We start from the raw sequence: 22,662 nt of genomic DNA, 5'->3' as shown, positions 1-22,662 counted from the left end.
CCGAGGCGCTTTGACCTCCTCAAGTCGGGCCCACCATTCGCCGGCGCGCTCCTCCATACCGACGGACCGCAGCTCGCGAATCCGACACCTCTCGGTTGCCGCACGCTTCTTGCGGTTGGTACAGGACGTGACAAGCTGCACGCGCACCCGGCTATCGCTCCGGCCTGCTCCAGCGGATCTCTGCGAACGCGCTGTGGTTGTGAATGCTCTCCAGGTTCTCGGCTGCGACGGAGAACCAAGCTACTCGGGCGTCGTCCCGGATCCGGCCAGCGACCTCCCTTACCAAGTCCTCCACGAACCGAGGGTTATCGTAGGCTTGCATGGTCACGTGGCGCTCGTCCGGCCGCTTGAGGAGAGGGTAGACCGGCGCAGAGGCCGAGGACTCGACCCAGTCAATAACCTCCTCGATCCAGACAAGGTCCTCGAGTGACGACGAAGTGGTCCCCACCTCCACGGTCACGTAACCTCGCTGGTTGTGAGCTCCGTAATCGCTGATCTCTTTTGAGCAAGGACACAGGGTCGAAACAGGTACGGTCGTGCGTAGAGAGAATGCCTCCCCCTTGGCGTCCACCCGCCCACGAAACGCGCACGCATAGTCCATCATGGCTGACCGCCCCGTCACTGGGGCACGTCGCTCAACGAAGTATGGGAAAGCCACTTCGATCTGAGCGGCTTCTGCCGACAGGCGGGCCCGAAGCTCCTCCAGGAGACCGGGGAGCGTCCGGATCGTCATCTCACCGCGGTGGTGCTCAAAGACCTCAATGAAGCGAGACATGTGTGTCCCGCGTTGATCGTGGGGAAGGCTAACGGCGAGCGTGATCTGGCCGACGGTCTGCTGTCTCCCGGCATGACGATCCAAGACAGAGATTGGGTCTGACAAACCGCTCACACCCACCCGGTCAATGTGAAGGCCTCGTGTGTCGGATTCCGCCTGAACGTCGTGCAGGAGCGCTGCCGCGGACGAGGTAGCTGGAGTCATTGTGGGCCTCTGTAGGTGCAGCCTGACGTGCAGGTCTCACGGACGACGACGCGCGAGAGGTTGGGTAGGGTCCTTTCTAGTTGAGTCCAGATCCACATCGCAATGTTCTCGCTTGTGGGATTCTCTAGACCCTCGATGTCGTTCAGGTACTGGTGGTCCAGCTTCTGCTCCAGGTGCTTGAAGGCGGCCTTGATGTCGGCGAAGTCGAGGACCCAGCCCAGTGTCGAGTCAACCGGGCCGTCGACGTAGATCCGAGCCCGGAAGCTATGACCATGGAGACGTGCGCACTTGTGGTCGTCGGGGAGGTTCGGCAAGCGATGCGCGGCTTCGAATGTGAAGTCCTTCCAGATCTCCATTTTCCCGCCTATGAGATGCCGAGGGCCTTATGGGTTTGCACGCTCAATCTCCACTGGGGAGACCGCAGACAATACTGGATCGCCTGGGCAGTGTTGGCCGCCACATCCGGACCGTCCATCGGCTGAAGAAAGAAATGCTCGAACTCGAGATGCTCGAACGCCTCTGGCATGGCGCCGGGTTGCGGGAAGACCAATTTCAGCTCACTGCCACAGACGAGCTGCAAGGGGGCCCCGGCTTTTGGGCTGACGCAGATCCAATCGAGCCCAGGAGGAGCGGCCTGCGTGCCGTTTGTCTCAACAGCAATGGTGAAGTCTTCTTGGTGGAGAGCTTCGAGAAGGGGGGCGTCCACCTGGAGGAGGGGCTCGCCCCCCGTACAAACGACGAATCTGTGCTGACTATCGGTGGTTCCAGCCTTCCACACTCTGAGAACGGCCTCGACGACCTCAGCGGCGGTCGAGAATCGGCCCCCGTTCGGGCCGTCCGTCCCGATGAAGTCGGTATCGCAGAATTGACAGACTGCCTTGTGCCGATCGCGCTCGCGGCCCGTCCACAGGTTACACCCTGAGAACCTGAGAAAGACGGCTGAGCGCCCTGTGTGGGCGCCCTCTCCCTGCAGGGTGTAATAGATCTCCTTGACCGAATACATCAGAGGGCGATCCGGCTCGTCTCGTTGGGGAGGTAGGTAGCGGGATCAACAAGCCCCGCTTCGGCGAAACCTCGGAGCCGAAGCAGGCAGGAATCGCAGAGGCCACAGGCGACCCCGTCGTCCGTTGGGTCGTAGCACGACACGGTTAGGCCGTAGTCGACGCCCAGCCGGGAGCCCAGTTGGACGATCTCCGATTTCCGGAGAGAGATGAGAGGCGTGTGAAGCTTGAAACGAGCCCCCTCCACGCCCGCCTTGGTAGCCAGGTTGGCCAGGTGCTCAAACGCGGAGATGAACTCCGGGCGGCAATCGGGATAGCCGCTGTAGTCGAGGGCGTTTACTCCAAGAAACACATCCATCGCGCCGAGAACTTCCGCCCAAGCGAGGGCAAACGAGAGGAAGATCGTGTTGCGGGCCGGGACATACGTGACCGGGATGCCCTCACTGATCACCTCCAAGCCCCTGCCCTTGGGCACGGGGATGTCAGCGGTCAACGCCGACCCCCCGAAGAGTCGTAGGTCAATCGGGGCGATGACATGGTCAGCGGCTCCAAGCGCCGCAGCCACCCGAGCGGCGGCGCGAAGTTCGACGGCATGCCGCTGCCCGTAGCGAAAGCTAAGGGCAAAGGGGACATAGCCTTGGCTCTTGGCTACCGCCAGCGTGGTCGTGGAATCCAAGCCCCCACTGAGGAGAACGACGGCCTTTCGATCGGTCATGGGCGCGCCCCGCTCGTCTTGAATAGTCCAAGTTGCGATGGATCAACACTTTCGATCGGTTCAAGGCGATTGGCGTAGGCCTTGGCACGCTCAAGCTCCGCAGCCGTGAATAACACCTCGCGTCCCCTGAACTTCCGCCCCTGAGGGATCTTTCCCTCACTTCGCCAGCGCCAGAGCGTCTCGCGGCGAATTCCAAGTTCTTCCGCTACTTCATTTTGCGAGTAGTAGAGGACGTCTTCGACCGATAGTGGCATGATGCGCGACCCGTGTGGCAACCAGTCCTCACTTCCGGTCACATGATGCAACTCGGGGCCCTCGCGGCGCAACTAACCGTAGAACCAGAGGGAGTAAGTGCGGGCCTAGGCTCATGTCCCCACCAACTCCGGTCCTGCCGGGTCCCACTGCCGGACGGCCCCGTGTCGCCCGTCGCACAGCATCCGTTGGGCATTGTTTGGAGGGACGCCGGCGCGGCCCAGCAGGCTATTGCGCATCATCGTCCTCGTCCGCACGATTCGGCCGGACCTTCGTGGAATCCTCCGCATCGCACGCTAACGCGACACCTGCTCGGGAGTTCGAGTGAATGCGAGTTTTTACCTACGACGTCCTTGCCTTTCGACAACGCGCTGCAGCACCGATTCAAGTTGCTTTCGTGGCACACGCTGGTGAGGTACTGACGTGGGCGGGGATTCCGAGGAAGTCGGACGAACTCTTGAGCGGCTACCAGCGCTTCTTGGACGAGCGTCGGGTCGATTCGGACATCGTTCCGTTCTTTCAGGATGCGGAGAACTGCAGCCCCACGGCGGTTATCCTAGCCCTGCGACGACAAGCGAGTCTTGGGTCCTGTCGGCTGGAGCCTGCCGACGTCGCACCGGAGACCGTCGTTATGGCGAAGCTGACGGTGAGCTTGGACGAGGACCGACTAGAAACCGCAGACGTATTCACGGCTGCTCAGGCGTATGTGCGGGATCGCTTTGCTGCGGCAGGCGAAGCGGGCGAGGGGAGCTCTGACGCCGACGACGAGGCAGACGAAGACGAAGAGGATTCGGAAGATTCCGAGGATGGCGAGGAGCAAGACGCCCCTATTACCCATTTGGGAACTGTCACGTTGCAGCGTATGAGAGAACTGCTGGACGATGAATCGAATTGGAGCAACGACGGCTTCCGCAAGGCGATCGGCGACTTTGTGAAGCCGGCATTCCTCATCGACGGACAGCATCGTATCGCTGCTGCTGCCCGTTTTGGCGAGAAAGGGCTCCCCTTCATGGTATGCGGGCTATTCGATCCGCCCTGGGAAGAACAAGTCTTCCAGTTCACCGTCGTCAACCTCAAACCCAAGCGCATACCGCCCGCCCTGATCACCTCTATTGCCGGACTTAGTCTAACAAGAGGCGAACAGGATAAGGTTGAGGAGCGCCTTGCCAGAGCCGGCGTACCCATGGCCGAGGTGACGATCATGAGCCTCGTCGCCTACGATGGCGCCAGCCCCTTCGCTGAGAAGCTGGACATGGCTGTCGGCGGCCGGAATCGCAACCCGGATCTGCTGGGCTACGGAGCGATAAAGCGGCTCGCGAAAGTCTGGTACCGTGCGTCTAGGGTGTCCCTCACAACGATAGCGAAGCGCCTATACGCAACCAATAGTGCAAGCACGGCCCGGAAGCGCTGGCGAGACGATCGGACGTGGTTTGAGTTCTTCTGCGCCTTCTGGTCAGCAATCAACGGCCACTACCCTGCAGATCTCTGGGAGAAGTCATCGGGGAGCCGCCTTATGAGAGGGGCTCACCTCTGGGCCCTGCAGGAGGTCCTGCTCGGAGCAGCGGACGGGCAAGTGGTATCGGTCTGGGACGTTTCCGGAGAGCCAGATGAAGACGCCCGCAAGGCTCGCCTGATGGAGAAATTGCTGGAGGTGCTGCATCAGACCCTCCCATATTTTCCTGAAGAGCTGTGGCGCTCGGCCTGGGCACGCAGCAGTCAGGACACAAACGCAGGTCGGGAAGAGCTCGTAGAGTTCTTTCAGGAGTTTGTTACGGAAGGCAAGAAGAGTGGGCGCGTGTGGAAGGGGTGGCGAGCTAGTACATGGATCCAGCCATCCGCGGATGAATGAGTGCCCCGTCAAGCCGATCGGCCGAACTGCACGCGCTCGTGCGGGACACCTTACTTGGAGGACGCTACTTCTTGTCAGGTGTTCACAACCTATCGGATTCGACTGGAGCACTGTTAAGTGCCGTCACCCAATGGTGCCAAGCGGGAGGGCGCTCGGTCGACGAGGTGCTGGCAAGCGTTGAACCGTGCCTTCGGCAAAGCATTCTAATGAGCCTTCTTCCGGCTCGCGGCGTGGATCCGGACTACAGGGGCAGCTTGGATGTTGCTATCGACGACCACCTGCGAAATCTCGGCTTGGCTTTGACGCGCCCTGAGAAAGACGTTCTGAGAGACATCTGCATTAGCGTCCGGAAATTGCACGGCCTCAGCCGCAAGGAGGCTCGAGGGAAGACAGCGTCGCTCGGGAACATCCGCGCTTTGGGTCTATACCGTCGGCTGGCAAAAGAGCAGAACGAGAGGTGCCTCTGGTGTGGAGTCAGCCTTGATGCGCCAGGGGTCTGCGTGACCTTAGAGCACGTCGCTCCCAAGCATCTGGGAGACGACACTAAAGGCAACTGGGCCCTGGCTTGTGCTACATGCAACCAAGGGAAGGGAGAGAGCTTGGCATGGGCGGCTTCGAAGAACGCCTTTGACTACCTCGAGCGATCTGAACTGGGCTCACCGCATAGCATCGGCCAGCGGCAACGCTGGTCGGTGATAATGCGACAGCGTTCCTGCGACAGGTGTGCGGGGACAGCACGAAGCCACGAGTTGTGGGTGTATCGCCGTGTCAGCACTGGGTTGGCGGTGCCGTCGAACTGCTCGGTGAGTTGCTCAGGATGCGCCGCCAATTACGCCCTAGACTTGCTTCTCCCGTTGTGGGCTACGAGTGAGTCGGAGCGCGGCTTGCCACTGCGGCGGTGAACGTCCGGCATCGGCACTTCTGGTTGGATGGCCGCAGCCGCGGCGTTGCGGCTGATCCTGCGAGTGCGGCGGCCAGGAGTGGGATGCTGGCGGGCACGTGATCGTCGGGGACGGCGGAACGTCGATGGGCGCCCTCTTGAGGTGGCTCTGGCTGTGAAACCGAGGACGTTGTTTCGAGGGGCGCGAAGGGCGGACGGAAGGCGAGACCGGAGTGCTCCCGGTGATGGTTGTGATAGCGTTGTGAGCGGCGGAGCGCACGAGTCCCCCCCTAGGACCAAGGGCAAGGCGGAAGCTTTATCCAGACTGGGCTCCGAGAGTTGGCCCCGCCGCCGCTTTGCGGACCGCGAGCGCATATGGGGGATGCGGAGACGAGAGAGCGTGTGGGCGCAGGCCGGCGGCCAGATAGCACGAGCCGTTGTCGCTCATGACGCCCTCGATCCCGGTCACGGTGGGTAGGCCCCGAAGCCTCTAGACATCGGGACGGCCGGTTTGTCCTCGTCGGCGGAGCCCGAAGCGTCCCTGGTAGCTGGGCCCAACCACGGCCGGGTTGGGCTCCGGTCGCCCTGACGGGCGATCCTCGCTCGGCTCGCGTAAGACCACCTGCGGCCCTATCAGGGAGGCCCAGACCGGCGCATCGCCCCGAACCGGCGACCCGTTCGCTTCGCTCACCGGTCGCCAGCCCGCACCCGGCCTTCCGGACATGAGAAAACGCCCAGAGGCCTGATGGCCCCTGGACGTTTCCCAATCGGGACGGCCGGATTCGAACCGGCGACCCCCTGAACCCCATTCAGGTGCGCTACCGGACTGCGCCACGTCCCGTAAACATCAGCACAAAAGAGACTTACACACCGCTCACCCGAGTTCGGAGGCGCGCCCCGAACCTGGCAGGAGGTCCGATATCAGCGGCCGGGCGGCGGGGCCCACAAGATAGGGCCCGGGGCATTCGGCGGGTAGTCCAAACCCTGCGGGAGGCCGGGCGAGCCCCAGGCGGGAAGGGGCGAATCCCCGGCGATGTTCGTGGTTCATGAACTTTGGACACCGCTCAGGCCGCTCCCCGCGACGTCCCAGCCCCGCCTGAGCCGGACCTCCTCGCGAGTCGGGGATCGGGCGCCGCGTCACGACGGAGCAGAAGGGCCGACCGTCCCCTCGGGAGCCTCTGCCGCCCTTGCGCATCATTTCACGTCATGAAATAATATCCACCACGACGTGAAACATCGCGCAGATCGCTGGGTCCGGGTGAACGAGCATGACGCCAGAGCCCTCTTTCCTCCCCCGGCTCGCCTCCGAAGCCATGGAGCGCTCCCTCCGGGTCTTCCCGGTCACGGTGCTGATGGGGCCCCGCCAGACCGGAAAGACCACGCTGGCGCGGCACCTCTCGGCGGGGACGGATCGGCTCTACCTGACCCTGGATGATCTGGAGGTCCGCGAGCAGGCCCGCACCGATCCGGCGGGCCTCCTGGCGCGAGCTCCACGGCTGGTGCTGGACGAGGTCCAGCGGGCGCCCGACCTCCTGCTCGAGATCAAGCGGGCGGTGGACGCGGGCCCGGATCGGAAACCGGGGCGGTTCATTCTGACGGGGTCGGCGAACCTTCTCCTGATGGACCGCGTCTCGGAGTCGCTGGCGGGACGAGCCGGCTACGTCACCTTGTGGCCGATGACCCGGGGCGAGCTGGAAGGACGAGCCAGTGCCGGCGCCTGGAACACCCTTCTCGACGAGCCTCCCGGCCGATGGATGGAGGTGTTGCCGGAACCGCGAGCCCACGCCGACTGGCGGGCGCTGGCGAAGCGAGGCGGTTACCCGGTCCCCGCGCACCAACTCGTCTCGGAGGTCGATCGGACGACCTGGTTCGCAGGGTACGTGCGCACGTATCTGGAGCGGGATGTCCAGCAGCTGGCAGCGATCGAACAACTGGGTGACTTCCGTCTCTTGATGACGCTCGTCAGCCTTCGGCTGGGCGGGGTCCTGAACCAGGCTGAGCTCGCTCGTGACGCCGCGCTTTCGCACGCAACGGCGCACCGCTACCTGAACCTCATGGAGACGTCGTTCCAGACCTTCCGGCTCCAGCCCTTCGCAGGTAGCCGCACCAAACGTCACGTGAAGAGCCCCAAGCTCTACTGGACGGATACCGCGCTTGCGCTCCACATCGCTCGCGAGGCCGAGCCGACCGGCGCGCACCTGGAAAACCTCGTGCTGGCCGATCTGCTCTCGTGGCAGGAGAGCCGTGCCGAACGGCCTGAGATCCTGTACTGGCGGACGTACGACGGCACGGAGGTGGACGTGGTTCTCGCCGTCGGCGGGCGGCTGCTGGCCGTCGAGATCAAGGCGACGACCAAGCCCCGGTTCGGGGACGCGGATGGACTGCGCGCCTTCCGCGACGTGGCGGGTCCGCGCTTCCACGGGGGCGTCCTGCTTCACGACGGAACCGAAACCCGAACGCTCTCGGAGGACATCATCGCCGTGCCCTGGTGGCGCATCCTCTGAGAGCGGAGAGTCCCGTTCAACTCCGCCCGGGCGAGTCCACGGCGATGACGTCACTCGCCTCCCACGACCTGGCGCTCTTTCCCCCGGGCACGAGCATGACGTCAGAGCCCACGCCGACTGGCGGGTCCACGCCCTCCCCTTACTCCTCCGCGATCCGCTTCCGCACGATCTGCAGGAACTCCTCGACCGGCGCCAGCCGGTCCAACGCCTGAAGCACCAGTTCGTAGTCGATCCCCACGTACTCGTGAACGAGGACGTTCCGGAAGCCGGGCAGGCGGGCCAGCGCCTCCACGAGCTCCGGCGGGAAGTCGTCGAACCAGGCCAGATTGCGGACCGCCGTCGTGTAGTCCTCGAACCGGTGTCCCGCGCGGGCGGACAGCTCACCCGCGACATCGATGACCACCTGGGCCACCGTCAGCAAGGAGAACAGGACGTCGTTGTGGAGGGAGAGGTCGCTTGCCAGCGCCCGAGCATCGGCGACGCGAGGTCGGAGCGCTTGGAGGTGGTCGAGGTGCCTGCGGAGCTCGACCAGGCGCTCGACGAGAAACGTCATCGCGCGAGCGCCTCCAGCTTCAGGCGTCTCGCCCGACGGAGGAACGGCTGCAGCTCCGCGGCTCGGAGTTGGACACTCCGGCGGAAGTCGAAGTCCGCCTCGTCGTCGAAGCAGACGAGTCGCTCGCCGTCCAGGACGATGGCACGGGCCAGGCCAGGAGGAAGGTCGTTGAGCACGACCAGGTCGATGGCGTTCTCGCCGGTGGCCGCAATCAACGCCGCACCCAGCGTCACACGAAGATCGGCCCGTGTGGCCCTGCTCGCGGTGGGCGAGCTGTGCAGCAACACCCCGATGTCGAGATCGCTCTCCGCGTGGCGCTCCCTCCGGGCTGCGCTCCCGAAGAGGTAGACCGAGACCACACCGAGGTCGGCCCGGTCGCGGAAGAACGCGCGGATGCGGTCACGGAGCGCAGCATCATCCCCAGAGGACCGCAGGTCGCGGAGACGCACGTCGAGCCGCTGCCCGGCGGCGTCCAACAGTTGCTCGAGGGTGCTGACCCGGGGACTCGCCGTCCCCGCTTCGATGCGCGCCACCACCGACTGCGCGGTGCCCGCCCGCTCGGCGAGCGCGCGCTGGGAGAGCCCCGCGCGGCGGCGGGCTTCCCGCAGGAGATCCCCGGCGGTGGGATCGGCGTTCGGACGGGACCTGGCCATGAGTGATGATAGCGTTTGCGCTATCAAAGGGCCAGACTGGCCGGCGGGCCAGCGCCCGCATCGGGTCCCCTCCACCTGCCCCTCGGGAGGATCTCGTCCGCTACCCCTCCACCGGCGAACCGTGGTCTGGGATCCGCCCGATCAGGCCAGGTCCCACCAGGTGTGCACGCGGAAGCCCTGACGACGATACGCGCGGTCTCCTCCATGGACGAGATGACCGGGGGCGGTGTCGGGCGCCAGGTCCTCCCAGTAGCGGAGGCCGTTGAGGAAGTCGTCTGCGAACGTCCTCCCCGACTTCGCTTCCACAGCCACCAACCGGCCCTCGCGCTCGATTACGAAGTCGACCTCATGGCCCGTCGAATCGCGCCAGAAGTAGACGAGTGGGTCGCGTCCTGCGTGGTAGCTGCTCTTCAGGATCTCGGAGAGAACCAGCGTCTCGAACACCGCTCCTCGCGACGCGTGCGAGAGGAGATCACTCGGCGAGCCGATCCCGAGCAGGTAGCACAACAGTCCGGGATCCAGGAAGTACAGCTTCGGTGACTTGATGAGTCGCTTGCTGAAATTGCGGTGATGCGGCCGCAGCAGCGTGATGAGGAAGCTGCTCTCGAGGAGGGATAGCCATCGGCGTACTGTGGAATGCGAGACCCCGGCGTCGTTTCCGAGCGCGGTCGCATTCAGAAGCTGACCGTTGCGGCCGGCGCACAGCCTCACGAACCGCGAGAAGAGCTCGAGGTCGCCCACGTTCGTGAGGCTGCGGACGTCTCGCTCTACGTACGTGCGGTAGTAGTTCGCGTACCAGTCCCCTGGCTCGACGTCCACAGACGGGTCGTGCACGCGCGGGTAGAAGCCGCGGTAGAGCGCTTCTTCGAGCGTGAACGGGGGAGGGGGAGCTGCAGGGCGATCCTCCTGTCCGAACAGCGGCGTCGGAGGTTGCCTCAGCAGTTCCCGGAGCGAGAGCGGAAGCAGATGGAGCACGGCCGCGCGGCCAGCCAGGGATTGGCGGACCGACTCCAGCAGGAGGAAGTTCTGCGAGCCGCTGAGGATGAACTGCCCGGGTCGACCGGTCTCGTCCGCCCGGGTCTGGAGGTAGGAGAAGAGGTCCGGCGCGCGCTGGACCTCGTCCAGGATCGCGGGGCCCGTGAACCGCTCCAGGAAGGACCGAGGGTCCTCGAGGGCGAACCGCCGTTCGTCGGGGTCCTCGAGCGAGACATAGGCGTGGGTCGGAAAGGCCGCTCGCACCAGAGTCGTCTTCCCCGACTGACGCGGGCCTGTCACGGTGACGATCGGGTATGCGCCTGCCGCCCGCTCGAGCGCCCTGTCCAGCATCCGAGGAATAATCCTTGCAAATTGAACATTCGATATTCAATCTGCAACCAGCCTCGGCGTTCCCCCTCGGGACGCCCCTCTCCGTGCCCCGCCCAACCCCCCTCACTCCTCCCCCAGCACCGCCCGGAGCATCCCCTCCGCGTCCGGCTGCTGATAGACGGTCTTCAAGGTGTAGGCGTCCTTCCAGCCGCCCGCCGCCGCCACGTCCACGTCCGGGAGCGCTTTGCGCGCCGTGGCCCACCCGCGCCGGTAGGCGTGCCAGAGGCTGCCGGGCTGGGGCTCGACCCCGGCCCGCCGCTCCGCCCTCCGCAGCCAGTCGTCGGCCAGATGACGGGACACCGGCCGCAGGCGATCCGTGGGCGAGGGGAAGAGCGGTCTGGGCCCCGACCCCGGCCGCTCACGCAGCACCCGCTCCACCGCGGCCCGGGCCCCGGGCGAGAGCGGCACCACCATCTCCCGACGGCCCTTGTCCGTGGCTGCGGGCCAGCGGATGGACCCGTGCGGCCCCACCCCCGGTCGCAGGTCCTCGTACGTGAGCGCGCAGATGGCCGACAGCCGCCGGCCCGTGTGGTGGGCGAGGTCCAGGATCTCGGACAGGTGGGAGCGGGCGCACTCGCGCCGCCCACGCCAGCGGATCTCCATGGGGATCTGGTCCGAGACCGCCCGGATGCGGCGGTAGCGCTCCGCCTGCGCCGTGGGGCGCCTCGGGTTCCGCTCCCTCGGGGCCTTGAGTCCCGCCAGCGGGTTCTCCTCCAGCAGCCGCTCGCCCGCCTCGTCCCGCCAGGTCGATGCCCACCGCAGCACACCGTTCAGCCAGAAGCAGTCGGCCTGGACGGTCCGCGGCCGGACGGCTCGCCGTGCGCCGGGCACGACCGGCTGCCCCCGCGGACCCACCGCGCCGGACCCGCGCGCCTCCACGAACGAGTCCCAGTCCCGTCGCGAAAGCGTCGCGACCGTTCGTTCCGGCCCCAACACGCGCGCCCACAGCTCGGCACGCCGGGCGTCCTCCGCCCGCGCCGGCGCGCCCTTGGAGGGCGAGGCGTGGCGCAGATAGAGGGCGAGGAGACGCTGGAGCGGCAACACCCGGGAACGCGAACGGAGAGTGGGTGGACGACCGGGCGGGACGCGACCCGAGACGCCGGATCGGTCCGTGAGGCCATCGAATCGATCGCACCGGGCGCGGGGCGAGGGGATGGCAGGCGGGGTCCCGCGGGAGCCAGCCATCGAGCCGCATCGAGGGAGAGGAAGACGGAGCCGCGGCTGGCCGAGCCGTTCCTGCAAAGTGGCGGTGCTTCCGCCATTTTGCGCCTCAAAATGGAACCGGCCCCGCGATTCCGACCGGTCCGCCACGTCGATACGTCCTGGCCGGGTCGAGTGCGCGAAAGCTCCGCCGGGGTGGCGTCGACCTGCTCGGGGGTCGCGCCGTTCTCCGCACCCTCCATCCCACGCCCTGCAGAAGGGCCCCGTGCGCTGTCTGCCCGTCGAGGAATTCCTGCTCGCGTTGGGACCGGACCGTCCCCTGACCTGACCGCAGCAGCAATCGTCCGGCCGTTGAAGCAGCGGCTCCGGTCCGGACCGCCGCCCCTCCTACGGCTCGTCCGCGGTCGGCCCGTAGACCTGCGGCACGGGCACGTCCAGCAGGCGCAGGTACACGGTGAGCTGTCCGCGGTGGTGCGCCTGATGCCGCATCACGAACGCGTCGAACGCACCCGCGCGCGGCAACTGCAGCAGCGTGGCCCCGCCATGCTTGAGCGTCCACGGCTGCCGGAAGCGCTCGAGGCTGGTGCCCCGCAGCATGTCCGCCACCGGCGCCACGTTGCCGTCCCAGCGCGTCAGGAGCTCGTCGTGCGACTGCACGATCGCGGGCGGCGGTAGCGGCGTCCCACCCGGGGGATGCAGGTCCAGCTCGTCCTGCTCGAGGATGAAGCGTCCCCACACGGGCAGATTGCTCACGTGCGTGGCCAGCTCCCCCGCCGTCCAGCTCTTCGCGTGCGGCCGCCACCCGAGCTTGTCGTCGGGGATGCGCTCCAGCACGCGACGCGTCACCGCCGTCTCCTCCAGGAAATCGCGTGCGCGGATCTCGGCCAGGTCCATCGTTCCCTCCGGTTGGAGCGCGTTCGCGGGCCGCTACCGCGTGAGGTAGCCGCCATCGATGGGAATGTACGCGCCCGTGAGGAAGTCCGGCGCCTCGTCGAGCAGCCATCCCACCAGCGCGGCCACTTCTTCGGCGCGCCCCAGGCGGCCCACCGGGTGGAGCCCCACGAGCTGCTCCATCGTCTCGGGACCCAGATCCGGATTGTCGGTGAGCAGCGGCGTCTCGATGAACCCGGGCCCGACGGCGTTGACGCGGATGCCTTCGCCGGCGTGCTCGAGGGCCGCGTTCTGCGTCAGACCTACCACCGCATGCTTGGCGGCCACGTAGGCGGGGGAGCCGGCGAAGCCGACCATGCTCAGGATCGAGCCCATGTTCACGATGCGCCCTCCGCCCCGCTCGGCCATCGCCGGGATCTGCCAGCGCAGGCCGTGGAAGACGCCGTCCAGATTGACGTCGAGCACCTTGCGCCACGCATCCAGCGGGTACGCCCCCGTGGGTGCGGCCGGACCGCCGATGCCGGCGTTGTTGACCGCCGCATCGAGACCTCCGAGGTCACGGGTCACCGACCGGACGAGCTGCTCCACGGCGTTCGCGTCCGAGACGTCCGCGGCGTAGAAGGCGTGGCCGTCTCCGTCCAGGGACTCCGCCACGCTCCGCCCGCGCTCCTCGGCCACGTCGCTGACCGCGACCCGGAAGCCCCGCTCCGCCAGCTCCACCGCGGTGGCCTCGCCGATACCCGAAGCTCCGCCCGTCACCAGGGCAACCCGTCTCCTGCTCATACATCCTCCTGCGCTGGATGGTCGACTGTCACGCCAGGGCCGGGGGACGCCGCGCACACGGGCCAGGTCGCCTCGGTGGCGTGCGCGGGGGTGGGGCGAAGCGTCGGACGCCGGGCCCCATCCTCAGTACTCCGCGCCCGGCGGCGGGTGCGAGCCCGCACCTCACCCGACCGTCCCGGCGGCTGCGGAACCTGGCGCGCCGGAGGTTGGTCCATAGAGGACGGGTGGAGCGCCGCGCGTGTCCTGGAAGGCCGCACGGCCGAAGGGGGAGCCGGGGTCGTCGGGAGGCGGAATCGGACGTGCGCGGATGTCGACGCGCGGTCCATGCTTCGCGGGGACGCTCGCCCCGCGCTCCGGGCCGGGGCTGGGGCGTTTCGATGCGGATTCCGGACCCGATTCGGGGCCGATTTTCCGGGTTGACACCCCCTCCCGCGAGGAGTAAACTACCCGTTCTTGCTGCGGGGTGGAGCAGTCTGGTAGCTCGTCGGGCTCATAACCCGAAGGTCGCGGGTTCAAATCCCGCCCCCGCTATTCGTGGAAGCGTCGCCGAAGGGCGGCGCTTCCGGCTGTAGGAAGGCTCGATCTCGGCCGGGATCGGCATCAACAGGGCCGCTGGAATTGACGAGACTCCTCCAAACGAGCACGCGCCGGCGCAACGACGCCTGGGCGGAAGTCTCCTGGGGGACCTCGACGAACCCGTGGCTTTGGCGAGCCGAGGGGGCGGGGAGCGCGGGCCGGTAGCGACGCAGCCGGCAACGAGCCAGGAACCCGCCCGAGTCGGAGAGGACTGGGGTGGGTTTTTTTGTCGGGGCCAGGTAGCTCAGTTGGTAGAGCACGTGACTGAAAATCACGGTGTCGGCGGTTCGATTCCGTCCCTGGCCACTGCGGACCTCCCGACAGGGAGTGAAGCGCTAGGTCCGTAGCTCAAGTGGTAGAGCACCGGTCTCCAAAACCGGGGGTTGGGGGTTCGAGTCCCTCCGGGCCTGCTGAAGGGAGGATGAGCCCCCATCGTCTATCGGTTAGGACACCACTCTTTCAAGGTGGAGAGCGGGGTTCGATTCCCCGTGGGGGCATAGGGCAACACAAGGGGCTGTAGCTCAGTCGGTTAGAGTGCCGGTCTGTCACACCGGAGGTCGCGGGTTCGAGTCCCGTCAGCCCCGTTGCCGTGCTTGTTGAAAATTCGGGTCGTGTTCGAGTTGGGGCCGTAGCTCAGTTGGGAGAGCGCCTGAATGGCATTCAGGAGGTCAGGGGTTCGACTCCCCTCGGCTCCATCATGGAACTCGTGAGCTTCGCGCTCGGGTGGCGGAATTGGCAGACGCGCAGGATTCAGGATCCTGTGGGGGATAACCCCGTGAGGGTTCGAGTCCCTCCCCGAGCATGACCCTCCCACCCGGGAGGAAAGCCTGGCGAGCGTGGAGCTCACCCCGTGCATGATGGAAGACGCCCACGTGCTGGAATTGGTAGACAGGCTGGTTTGAGGGACCAGTGCCGGAAACGGCGTACAGGTTCGAGTCCTGTCGTGGGCACTTTTTCAGCGGCAGGCCGGCTCATTGGTCGACGATGAACGGCGTGGCTGGGTACGCGCCCGTAGCTCAATTGGATAGAGCGCTTGACTACGGATCAAGAGGTTGGGGGTTCAAGTCCTCCCGGGCGCATGTTGGGCGCATAGCTCAGTTGGTTAGAGCGCCACGTTGACATCGTGGAGGTCAGAGGTTCGAGTCCTCTTGCGCCCACTCGCAGACGGTGGAACCAGGGCCTTGAACTTGCATAAACGGGGTTCCCGGCCAGATTGGCAGAAAGAGCGGGATTTTGGGGCCGTAGCTCAGCTGGGAGAGCGCTAGAATCGCACTCTAGAGGTCAGGGGTTCGATCCCCCTCGGCTCCACTGTGGTCGCCACCATAGCTCAGCTGGTAGAGCACGTCACTCGTAATGACGGGGTCGTCGGTTCAAGTCCGACTGGTGGCTCTGGTCCCAATGGGACATTCCCGGAGCGATCCGGATCAGCGTTCTTCTGGAAGGGATGCGGATCGCGAGGGAGGCTTCTTGAAACGGTGTTGGTCCTGCGGTGAGACGAAACCGCTGGATGCGTATCCCAGGAACCGGGCTCGCCCGGATGGGCGCGGCAGCACCTGCCGGCCGTGCCACCGTGATCTGTGCCGGTCCTGGTACCGCGCGAATCGCGATGAGGCCCGGGAGCGGGCGCATGACGGACGCATCCGGCGCCGCAGCGAAGGGTTCGACCGGATCAGGGCGTACCTGGTCCAGCATCCTTGTGTGGACTGTGGAGAATCCGATCCCGACGTGCTCGGGTTCGATCACCGGAGGTTGGAGGACAAGTCCTTCAACATCTCGACGTTGCTGAGTGCCGGCTATTCCTGGGACAAGGTGCTCGCAGAGATCCGCAAGTGCGACGTCCGCTGCGCGAACTGTCATCAGCGCCGAACGGCGCAGCAATTCGAGTGGCCTCGAGCGAAGCAGTAAGCTTGCCCCGTGGTGTAATGGCAACACGTCCGGCTCTGGACCGGAAGACTCTAGGTTCGAGTCCTAGCGGGGCAACTTTGGAGGGGTGGCCGAGTGGCTTAAGGCGGCGCCCTGCTAAGGCGTTGGTCCGAAAGGACCTCGTGGGTTCGAATCCCACCCCCTCCGTTGGGTCGCGACGGTGGTGAGAGCCGCGAGGATCGCGACAACGAACGCATGCGCCTGCCCGTTCATTCGGTGGGCACGGCCGCACGGGACGGGTGGCCGAGTGGCTTAAGGCGCACGATTGGAAATCGTGTGGGCTCACGCCCGCGTGGGTTCGAATCCCACCCCGTCCGTTTGAAATCGGCGTGGGTTCAGGGCCTTCGGCCCTATATCGCGTAGGGCGTGTGGATCTGCGAGGTCGGGCCGGCGCATTGGTTCGACCCGATGCGCCACAAGTATGGGGTCGAAGATCTCAACGACGTACGCGAGGTCGCTGGCCCGCAGGGCCAGCAATCCCACCCCGTCGGATGATCAGACCCTATGGTTCTGAGGTCCGGTGCCTTCGCAGACCAGAAGCGGCATCTGCGAGCGCTTGCGAAGCAAGCCGCTCGCGACACCGGTCTCGATAGACCACACCAGGCCTGAACGGAGCGCTTGCGAAGCAAGCCGCTCGCTCCCGTGGTCTCGATAGACCCCATCCGTCTTGCTCGGCCCCAGTCCCCCTGTGGCCTGCTTCACACGTCTGTTCGGGGCGTGGCTCAGTCCGGTAGAGCGCTGCGTTCGGGTCGCAGAGGTCCCCGGTTCGAATCCGGGCGCCCCGATTTAGGTTTGGTGGGTGGTCTTGGATGGAAGCCGAGCGCCGGTCTGCACCCGAGCAGGACCGGCGCGGCGGGCGGCCCGCTCCCTGCATGGGACGGAGGGCGCCGATGCGGACGAGGGCCGATGCGAACGATGCAGGAGCCCCGCGAGCCGAACGCACAGCGAGCCAAGGTCCCGCGGAGCCGCCCCGACGTTTCCGCTGAAACGCGCGGGCGATTCCATGAAGGTGTGGGACGGCGCAGCCGTCCGGCGCCACGCCCTGAGGCCGCACGATGGGACGGCCTCTGGAATGGGGAGGCGTAGTCTAACTGGTAAGGCACCGCACTCGAAATGCGGCGGGCGCAAGCCCTTGGGGGTTCGAGTCCCTCCGCCTCCGTTGCGAACGAACACGACCTGAAGCTTGAAGGGCCCGGCGGGGGAAACCCCGTCGGGCCCTTCGTGTTTGTGGGTACTCCTGCGTTGCAGGCACTCCTGCATTTCACCGTCTGATGCGTACACGACTCTGGACATCTCCGCGCGCCGCCCACGCGCGCCCGCCCAGCTCCGGCAGCACCAGCCCTACTCCGGGAACACCAGCGTGTCCGGCCCGCTGTAGAGGCGCACATGACAGCGGCAGCCGTCGGTCCCCACCACGAAGTCCGATGCGACCTCATCGGTCCCGTTGCTCGCCACGAAGCGGACGACCTCCCCGCTGGGGCGCAGGCGAAGGGTTGGTGTGTCCACGACCGGGTAGACGCCTGCCTGAAGGCCCCAGCTCGGTGCTCTCCAGCACCACACCGTCTCGTGCGCGCCGGACGGTCACCTCCAGGCCGGGTACCGGAGCGCCCGTGCTGTCCCACACGACCGTGACGGTGATGATCCGGAAGTCCGCAGTGCATGCGCACTCCCTGGTGCTGAACAGGTCCCCGTCGCATGCGGACATCGCCGTGCTCGCCAACCCGATGAGCATGAGGAGGAACCCCATGGCCATCCTCCACCCTGGTGCAGCGCCGCGGTGCGCATCCGTTCCTCTCCCTCGTTCGACTCGTTCTCCCGAGGTGAAGCGACGCACTGATACGGACAGCAGCGGCGCGGTCCGGGCGCGCGACCCGACCCTCGCGACCGTCCGCCCGGCGTCGCGCCCGTCCGCTGCGCCCGTCCACTGCGCCCGAGCCGCGCGGCGGCCCGTACCCCACCGGCACCCCTGCGGTACCCGACGCGCTACGACCCCGGCACTGCCTCCGCCGCGTCGGGCCACCCTCCGTCCAGGAACGTCCGGGCGGCCTGCGTGAAGTCCAGTGGCATCTCCAGGAACGGGAAGTGCCCGGCCGGCGTGAGGACCAGGAGGCGAGCATCGCGGGCTCCGGCCACCCAGGCGCGCCCGCCGGCCAGCGGGATGCCGTCCTCGCGGCCGTGGATCACCAGGGTACGCACCGGGGAGGCCCGGAACGCCGGTCCATGATCGAACGTGCCGAACGAGTCCAGCAGGGCGCCGAACCAGGGGTACAAGCGCTCCGGCCACTCGTTGGGGTGCACGCAGACGTCGGGAACCAGGGCGGACAGCGCGCCGTCCGCGAGGCTGGCGGCGTACAGCAGTCCGTTCTCGGCACGACAGGCGGCGGCCGTATCCCCCGCGAACGCACCGGCGGCGCGTTCGGCCTGGAGTTGCTCGTAGGCTGCGCCGTCCAGCTTGTCGTCCCGCGAGGGGATCCCGTCCTCCAGCGGGTAGGCGCTCGACGCCGGGCCCACCGGCGAGATCAGCAGGAGGCCGCTCACGCGCTCCGGGTGCTCGATGGCGTAGCGCGCCACCAGCTTCCCCGGTCCCGACCACCCGATCAGCCCCATCCGCTCGAGCCCCAGGTGTCGCCGCAGCGCCTCCAGGTCGCGCAGCTGACGATCCTCGGAGAGACGCTCCAACGGAATCGCGTCGGACGCGCCCCGCCCCAGTGGGTCGTAGAACACGAGGCGGCGTCCGCGCGCCAGCGGACCCAGGGCGTCCTTCAGGAAGACGTCCATGGGGACCACCCACGTCTCCGGGCCCGTCCCCACGGCGCGGGCGCGCATCCGCAGTCCATCCTCCGTCGGGATCCAGAGGGACTCCTCTACGACTCCCGCGTCTGGGGCCGCCACGTACGTGGCTCGCGCGAACTCGGCGAGAGCTCCGTCGCGCCAGACGGAGTCGGCGACCTCGACCCGCCCGTTCCCGGGGCGGTACACCGTGCGCCCCTGCTCCGAGGAGGCCGTCCAGTCCACGCGCAGCAGGTCTTCCTCGACCGAGATCCCCAGCAGCAGGCGCTCGCCCCGGGAGTCGAACCACCAGCCGTCGGCGGGCGGCCCGGACGTGCCGCCGTGAGGGGCAGGGCCGACCCTCGGCTCCGCATCTCCCGCGGTGGCGTCCTCCCCCGGCGCGCCCCGGATCGGATAGAAGGCCACCGCCTCCAGGATCGGTGTGGTCGCTCCATCGGGACCCACGAACCCGTTGCGGAACTCCAGCCGCGCCCAGCGGCCGTCCGCGAGACGGGTCCAGCGCATGTGGAAGCGGCCCGGACGTCCGAGCAACGTGCCCTCGCCCTCCCACGACCCCGCGAGTCGGTCGAAGAGGGTGGGCGTGGCCGCGACGCCGGCCGAGGCGTCGGGCGCGGGGCCGCAGGCGGAAGGGCCGCAGGCGGCCGCACCGGCCAGGATCACGAGGGCCGGCAGTCGAGGCCTGCATGGGACGGGACGCATATCGTGGGCTCCGGTGCTGGGAACGCGAACCAGGAATGCGCACTACGCCCCTGCGTCGCGATGGGCGCGGCCCGTGGCGTCGATACGGACCCGGGTCCCCTCTCGTTTCCGGTAGCCCGGGGCGCGGGGCGGCGTAGGTAGAGGGGTCGGCGGCGCACCCGGCCCCGGTCGATCCGTCCCATCCCACTAGACCTCCCGCCCCGACCCGGTGACCCGGACGCGGCTTCCGGGGTATACTGCGCTCCACTCCCGCTCTTCCAGGATCGCTGGACCCATGGACATGTCTCCGCGAGGACGCACCGCCGCTGCCCTGCTGCTGGGGGCCTTCACGCTCGCCGGCTGCCGGAGCGCAGGCGCACCCCCGCCGGGCGCCGGGAGCGGCTCCCTGGCCGAGCTCGAGGCCCTGTACCAGGCGCGCATGGACAGCACCCGTCTGTCCGTCCACCCGGCGGACGTGGCGTTCATGACCGGCATGATCGGCCACCACGCGCAGGCGCTCGTCATGTCGGCCTGGGCGCCCGTCAACGGCGCCAACGAATCGGTGCAGACCCTGGCCGCGCGCATCATCAACGCGCAGAAGGACGAGATCGGACTGATGCAGCGTTGGCTCGGTGAGCGTGAGCAGCCGGTCCCCCAGGTCGATCCGAGCGGCCGCATGGCGGACGCCGGCGGGCACGACATGCAGGGCATGCATGGCGACCACGCGATGATGCCCGGGATGCTGAGCCAGGCGCAGCTGGACGAGCTGGAGCAGGCGCGCGGCTCCGCGTTCGATCGATTGTTCCTGACGTACATGATCCAGCACCACAAGGGAGCCATCACCATGGTGCACGACCTGTTCGAACAGGACGGGGCGGCCCAGGACGACTTCGTCTTCAAGCTGGCTTCCGACATCCAGGTGGATCAGACCACCGAGGTCGCGCGCATGCAGCGCATGCTGGACGCGATGACCGGCACCGGCTCTTGATTCGGACCCTACACGACCCGAGGAACCCGCACATGCGATCTGACTTCCCTCCGCGCTCCTTCCTGCGCTCCACCGGGCTGCTCGCCCTGACCGCCGGCCTGGCCGCGGTCGGCGGCTGCGCGTCCGGCTCCTCCGACACGGGCTCCGCCTCCGGCGCCATGGCGCCCTCCGGCGAGCTTCGGCCGCTGCAGATCACGCCGCCGAGCCCCGACCCGCGCGTCGGCCTCCGGCCGGGCCTGTTCGATGCGGGCGAGGCCATCTGGAACCTGCGGAAGGTGTCCACCACGCCGCCGCCGGAGGAGTTCGTGGGCATCACGAACTCCGACCTGGCATTCAAGGACAACTACGTCTTCCAGGGCAACTACAACGGCGTGCAGGTCTGGGACATCTCCAACCCCCAGCGTCCCACGTCCGTGGTGACCCATGTGTGCCCGGCCTCGCAGAGCGACGTCTCCGTCTACCAGAACCTGCTGTTCGTATCGGGCGAAGGGCTGGGAGGACGTCTCGATTGCGGCACGGAGGGGGTGAACCAGGCGGTGAGCCATGACCGTCTGCGCGGCATCCGCATCTTCGACATCAGCGACATCCGCAATCCCGAGTATGTCGCCAACGTACAGACCTGCCGGGGCTCGCACACGCACACGGTGCTCGAGGATCCGAACGATCGCGACAACGTCTACATCTACGTGTCCGGCTCCGCTCCGGTCCGGCCGGAGGAGGAGCTGCCCGGCTGCTCGAGCGCGTTGCCGAGCGAGGATCCGAACTCCGCGCTGTTCCGCATCGAGGTGATCCGCGTGCCGCTGGCCAACCCCGCAGCCGCAGCGATCGTGAGCTCGCCGCGCATCTTCAACGACCTGGTCGCCCCGCCCGAGCACGGTCTGGCGCCGGCCGACCTGGCCGCGCTCGAGGAGGCCCGCGCCAGTGGCGCCTTCATCCTGGAGTTCGGCGGCCAGTTCCAGGTGCTCCCGGACCGCTACGCGCAGGTGATGCTGGACAGCATCGTGGCGGCGCGCGGCGGCAGCGGCGCGGCCACGGCGGCGGACTCGGCGGCGCTGCGCGACTACCTGCCGCGCTTCGTGGAGGCGATGGTCGGCGGCGGCGACGAGGGCGCCAACCTCGGGCCCACGCAGTGCCACGACATCACGGTGTATCCCGAGATCGGCCTCGCCGGCGGGGCGTGTGAGGGCTACGGCCTGCTGCTCGACATCCGCAATCCGACCGATCCGAAGCGGCTGTCCGCGGTCGCGGATTCCAACTTCAGCTACTGGCACTCCGCCACGTTCAACAACGACGGCTCCAAGATCCTGTTCACCGACGAGTGGGGCGGTGGGGGCGCGCCCAAGTGCCGGCCCACGGATCCGCGCGCGTGGGGCGCGAACGCCATCTTCACCATCGACGGTGAGGACATGGACTTCCAGACGTACTACAAGCTGCCCGCGCCGCAGACCCCGCTCGAGAACTGCGTGGCCCACAACGGCTCGCTGATCCCGATCCCGGGGCGCGACGTGATGGTGCAGGGCTGGTACCAGGGCGGCATCTCGATCTTCGACTGGACGGATCCGATGAACCCGGTGGAGATCGCCTTCCACGATCGCGGTCCGGTCGATCCCAACCAGATGAACATGGGCGGGAGCTGGTCGGTCTACTGGTACAACGGCATGATCGTGAACTCCGAGATCGCGCGTGGCCTGGACATCTTCGAGCTCGTGCCCAGCCCGGCGCTGACGCAGAACGAGATCGATGCGGCCAACACCGTCGTGCTCGACCACCTGAACTCGCAGGGCCAGCCGCGCTACGTGTGGCCCAACACGTTCGTGCTGGCGCGTGCCTACCTGGATCAGCTCGAGCGCTCGCGCGGCCTGTCGGGCCAGCGGGTGGAGCAGGCGCGCGGCATGCTGACCCAGGCCGAGCAGGCCTCGGGCGGGGCACGGCGCAGCACGCTGAACGAGCTCGCCGCCATCCTGGACGCCGATGCGGGCCGCTCGCCCGCGGCGGCCAAGATCCGCACCCTTTCCGGGGTGGTGCGGGCCCTGGGCGAGGGGCGCTGAGGGAGCCGACCCGAAGCGGTCGCGCGGATGCGGGGGGCACGCCCCCGGCCGCGGGGACCGCGGGGTAGGGCAA

Annotated in this window: 17 protein-coding genes and 18 tRNA genes; 22 read left to right on the top strand and 13 right to left on the bottom strand. The window is 67.2% G+C overall.

The genetic code is table 11. The features are described 5' to 3' along the window. Window positions 1-151: 151 nt before the first annotated feature. Genes folE2 through queC form a run of 4 tightly spaced genes read right to left on the bottom strand, consistent with a single transcriptional unit; the run spans window position 152 to window position 2,695 of the window. Entirely contained in the window at window positions 152-979 is an 828-nt protein-coding gene (gene folE2, locus R3E98_16330) for a GTP cyclohydrolase FolE2 (protein MEZ4424963.1), read from the bottom strand. Next, entirely contained in the window at window positions 976-1,335 is a 360-nt protein-coding gene (queD, locus tag R3E98_16325) for a 6-carboxytetrahydropterin synthase QueD (GenBank protein MEZ4424962.1), read from the bottom strand. Before queD ends, folE2 begins: the two co-directional genes overlap by 4 nt. 8 nt (window positions 1,336-1,343) lie before the next feature. Further along, on the bottom strand, window positions 1,344-1,982 hold the full coding sequence (gene queE / locus R3E98_16320) for a 7-carboxy-7-deazaguanine synthase (protein ID MEZ4424961.1): 639 nt from the start codon (window positions 1,980-1,982) through the stop codon (window positions 1,344-1,346). Next, the gene (queC, locus tag R3E98_16315) at window positions 1,982-2,695 is read right to left on the bottom strand and encodes a 7-cyano-7-deazaguanine synthase QueC (GenBank protein MEZ4424960.1); all 714 of its coding nucleotides are present in this window, start codon (window positions 2,693-2,695) and stop codon (window positions 1,982-1,984) included. Before queC ends, queE begins: the two co-directional genes overlap by 1 nt. Window positions 2,696-3,578: 883 nt before the next feature. Here queC and R3E98_16310 point away from each other — a divergent pair. Continuing rightward, window positions 3,579-4,796, top strand: coding sequence for a hypothetical protein (locus R3E98_16310; GenBank protein MEZ4424959.1), 1,218 nt, complete (start codon window positions 3,579-3,581; stop codon window positions 4,794-4,796). A 1,647-nt stretch (window positions 4,797-6,443) separates the two neighbouring features. Here R3E98_16310 and R3E98_16305 read toward each other — a convergent pair. Next, window positions 6,444-6,517, bottom strand: a tRNA-Pro gene (locus R3E98_16305). A 472-nt stretch (window positions 6,518-6,989) separates the two neighbouring features. On the opposite strand from R3E98_16305, the gene R3E98_16300 reads away from it, so the two are divergent. Continuing rightward, window positions 6,990-8,180 (top strand): ATP-binding protein, encoded by a 1,191-nt coding sequence (locus R3E98_16300; GenBank protein MEZ4424958.1) that lies wholly within the window; start codon window positions 6,990-6,992, stop codon window positions 8,178-8,180. 139 nt (window positions 8,181-8,319) lie between these two features. Here R3E98_16300 and R3E98_16295 read toward each other — a convergent pair whose 3' ends face one another. From R3E98_16295 to R3E98_16270, 6 genes are all read right to left on the bottom strand, one after another. Continuing rightward, window positions 8,320-8,733, bottom strand: coding sequence for a HepT-like ribonuclease domain-containing protein (locus R3E98_16295; GenBank protein ID MEZ4424957.1), 414 nt, complete (start codon window positions 8,731-8,733; stop codon window positions 8,320-8,322). Next, complete coding sequence (locus R3E98_16290) at window positions 8,730-9,386, bottom strand: helix-turn-helix domain-containing protein (GenBank protein ID MEZ4424956.1); 657 nt, start codon at window positions 9,384-9,386, stop codon at window positions 8,730-8,732. Before R3E98_16290 ends, R3E98_16295 begins: the two co-directional genes overlap by 4 nt. 141 nt (window positions 9,387-9,527) lie before the next feature. Continuing rightward, on the bottom strand, window positions 9,528-10,712 hold the full coding sequence (locus R3E98_16285; GenBank protein MEZ4424955.1) for an ATP-binding protein: 1,185 nt from the start codon (window positions 10,710-10,712) through the stop codon (window positions 9,528-9,530). A 102-nt stretch (window positions 10,713-10,814) separates the two neighbouring features. Continuing rightward, on the bottom strand, window positions 10,815-11,795 hold the full coding sequence (locus tag R3E98_16280; protein MEZ4424954.1) for a site-specific integrase: 981 nt from the start codon (window positions 11,793-11,795) through the stop codon (window positions 10,815-10,817). Window positions 11,796-12,299: 504 nt separating this feature from the next. Next, window positions 12,300-12,806: a DinB family protein gene (locus R3E98_16275; GenBank protein MEZ4424953.1), complete on the bottom strand. Its 507-nt coding sequence runs from the start codon at window positions 12,804-12,806 to the stop codon at window positions 12,300-12,302. A 33-nt stretch (window positions 12,807-12,839) separates the two neighbouring features. After that, entirely contained in the window at window positions 12,840-13,586 is a 747-nt protein-coding gene (locus tag R3E98_16270) for an SDR family NAD(P)-dependent oxidoreductase (GenBank protein MEZ4424952.1), read from the bottom strand. 457 nt (window positions 13,587-14,043) lie between these two features. Here R3E98_16270 and R3E98_16265 point away from each other — a divergent pair. The 18 genes from R3E98_16265 to R3E98_16180 all read left to right on the top strand — a co-directional run bounded on the left by R3E98_16265 (window position 14,044) and on the right by R3E98_16180 (window position 17,244). Next, window positions 14,044-14,117, top strand: a tRNA-Met gene (locus tag R3E98_16265). Window positions 14,118-14,395: 278 nt separating this feature from the next. Beyond that, window positions 14,396-14,468 (top strand) — tRNA-Phe (locus tag R3E98_16260). A gap of 31 nt (window positions 14,469-14,499) precedes the next feature. Beyond that, window positions 14,500-14,572: transfer RNA gene (locus tag R3E98_16255), tRNA-Trp, on the top strand. A gap of 15 nt (window positions 14,573-14,587) precedes the next feature. Beyond that, window positions 14,588-14,659: transfer RNA gene (locus R3E98_16250), tRNA-Glu, on the top strand. Window positions 14,660-14,672: 13 nt separating this feature from the next. Continuing rightward, window positions 14,673-14,746 (top strand) — tRNA-Asp (locus R3E98_16245). Window positions 14,747-14,784: 38 nt separating this feature from the next. Next, window positions 14,785-14,857 (top strand) — tRNA-Ala (locus R3E98_16240). A 22-nt stretch (window positions 14,858-14,879) separates the two neighbouring features. Further along, window positions 14,880-14,964, top strand: a tRNA-Leu gene (locus R3E98_16235). 64 nt (window positions 14,965-15,028) lie between these two features. Beyond that, window positions 15,029-15,112: transfer RNA gene (locus R3E98_16230), tRNA-Leu, on the top strand. Window positions 15,113-15,167: 55 nt separating this feature from the next. Then, window positions 15,168-15,241 (top strand) — tRNA-Arg (locus R3E98_16225). Between the two features lie 4 nt (window positions 15,242-15,245). Continuing rightward, window positions 15,246-15,319, top strand: a tRNA-Val gene (locus R3E98_16220). A 78-nt stretch (window positions 15,320-15,397) separates the two neighbouring features. Continuing rightward, window positions 15,398-15,470, top strand: a tRNA-Ala gene (locus tag R3E98_16215). 8 nt (window positions 15,471-15,478) lie between these two features. Beyond that, a tRNA-Thr gene (locus R3E98_16210) sits at window positions 15,479-15,551 on the top strand. Window positions 15,552-15,860: 309 nt separating this feature from the next. Beyond that, window positions 15,861-16,067, top strand: coding sequence for a hypothetical protein (locus R3E98_16205; protein ID MEZ4424951.1), 207 nt, complete (start codon window positions 15,861-15,863; stop codon window positions 16,065-16,067). Window positions 16,068-16,070: 3 nt separating this feature from the next. After that, window positions 16,071-16,142 (top strand) — tRNA-Gln (locus R3E98_16200). Window positions 16,143-16,146: 4 nt separating this feature from the next. Continuing rightward, a tRNA-Ser gene (locus R3E98_16195) sits at window positions 16,147-16,232 on the top strand. A gap of 86 nt (window positions 16,233-16,318) precedes the next feature. Then, window positions 16,319-16,402, top strand: a tRNA-Ser gene (locus R3E98_16190). A gap of 394 nt (window positions 16,403-16,796) precedes the next feature. Beyond that, window positions 16,797-16,870, top strand: a tRNA-Pro gene (locus tag R3E98_16185). Window positions 16,871-17,161: 291 nt separating this feature from the next. Then, a tRNA-Ser gene (locus R3E98_16180) sits at window positions 17,162-17,244 on the top strand. Window positions 17,245-17,426: 182 nt separating this feature from the next. Here R3E98_16180 and R3E98_16175 read toward each other — a convergent pair. After that, a complete protein-coding gene (locus tag R3E98_16175) occupies window positions 17,427-17,591 on the bottom strand; it encodes a hypothetical protein (GenBank protein MEZ4424950.1) in 165 nt (54 codons plus the stop codon). A 477-nt stretch (window positions 17,592-18,068) separates the two neighbouring features. Continuing rightward, window positions 18,069-19,574 carry an alpha/beta hydrolase gene (locus R3E98_16170; GenBank protein ID MEZ4424949.1) on the bottom strand — a complete coding sequence of 502 codons (1,506 nt, stop codon included), beginning with the start codon at window positions 19,572-19,574 and terminating at the stop codon, window positions 18,069-18,071. 274 nt (window positions 19,575-19,848) lie between these two features. Here R3E98_16170 and R3E98_16165 point away from each other — a divergent pair, with 274 nt between their 5' ends. Then, window positions 19,849-20,541 carry a DUF305 domain-containing protein gene (locus R3E98_16165; GenBank protein ID MEZ4424948.1) on the top strand — a complete coding sequence of 231 codons (693 nt, stop codon included), beginning with the start codon at window positions 19,849-19,851 and terminating at the stop codon, window positions 20,539-20,541. A 32-nt stretch (window positions 20,542-20,573) separates the two neighbouring features. Further along, the gene (locus R3E98_16160) at window positions 20,574-22,589 is read left to right on the top strand and encodes a hypothetical protein (protein MEZ4424947.1); all 2,016 of its coding nucleotides are present in this window, start codon (window positions 20,574-20,576) and stop codon (window positions 22,587-22,589) included. Window positions 22,590-22,662: the final 73 nt, after the last annotated feature.

The organism is Gemmatimonadota bacterium (genome assembly GCA_041390125.1).
GTDB lineage: Bacteria > Gemmatimonadota > Gemmatimonadetes > Longimicrobiales > Gaopeijiaceae > JAGQIF01.
This window is presented reverse-complemented; position numbering and strand designations above follow the sequence as displayed.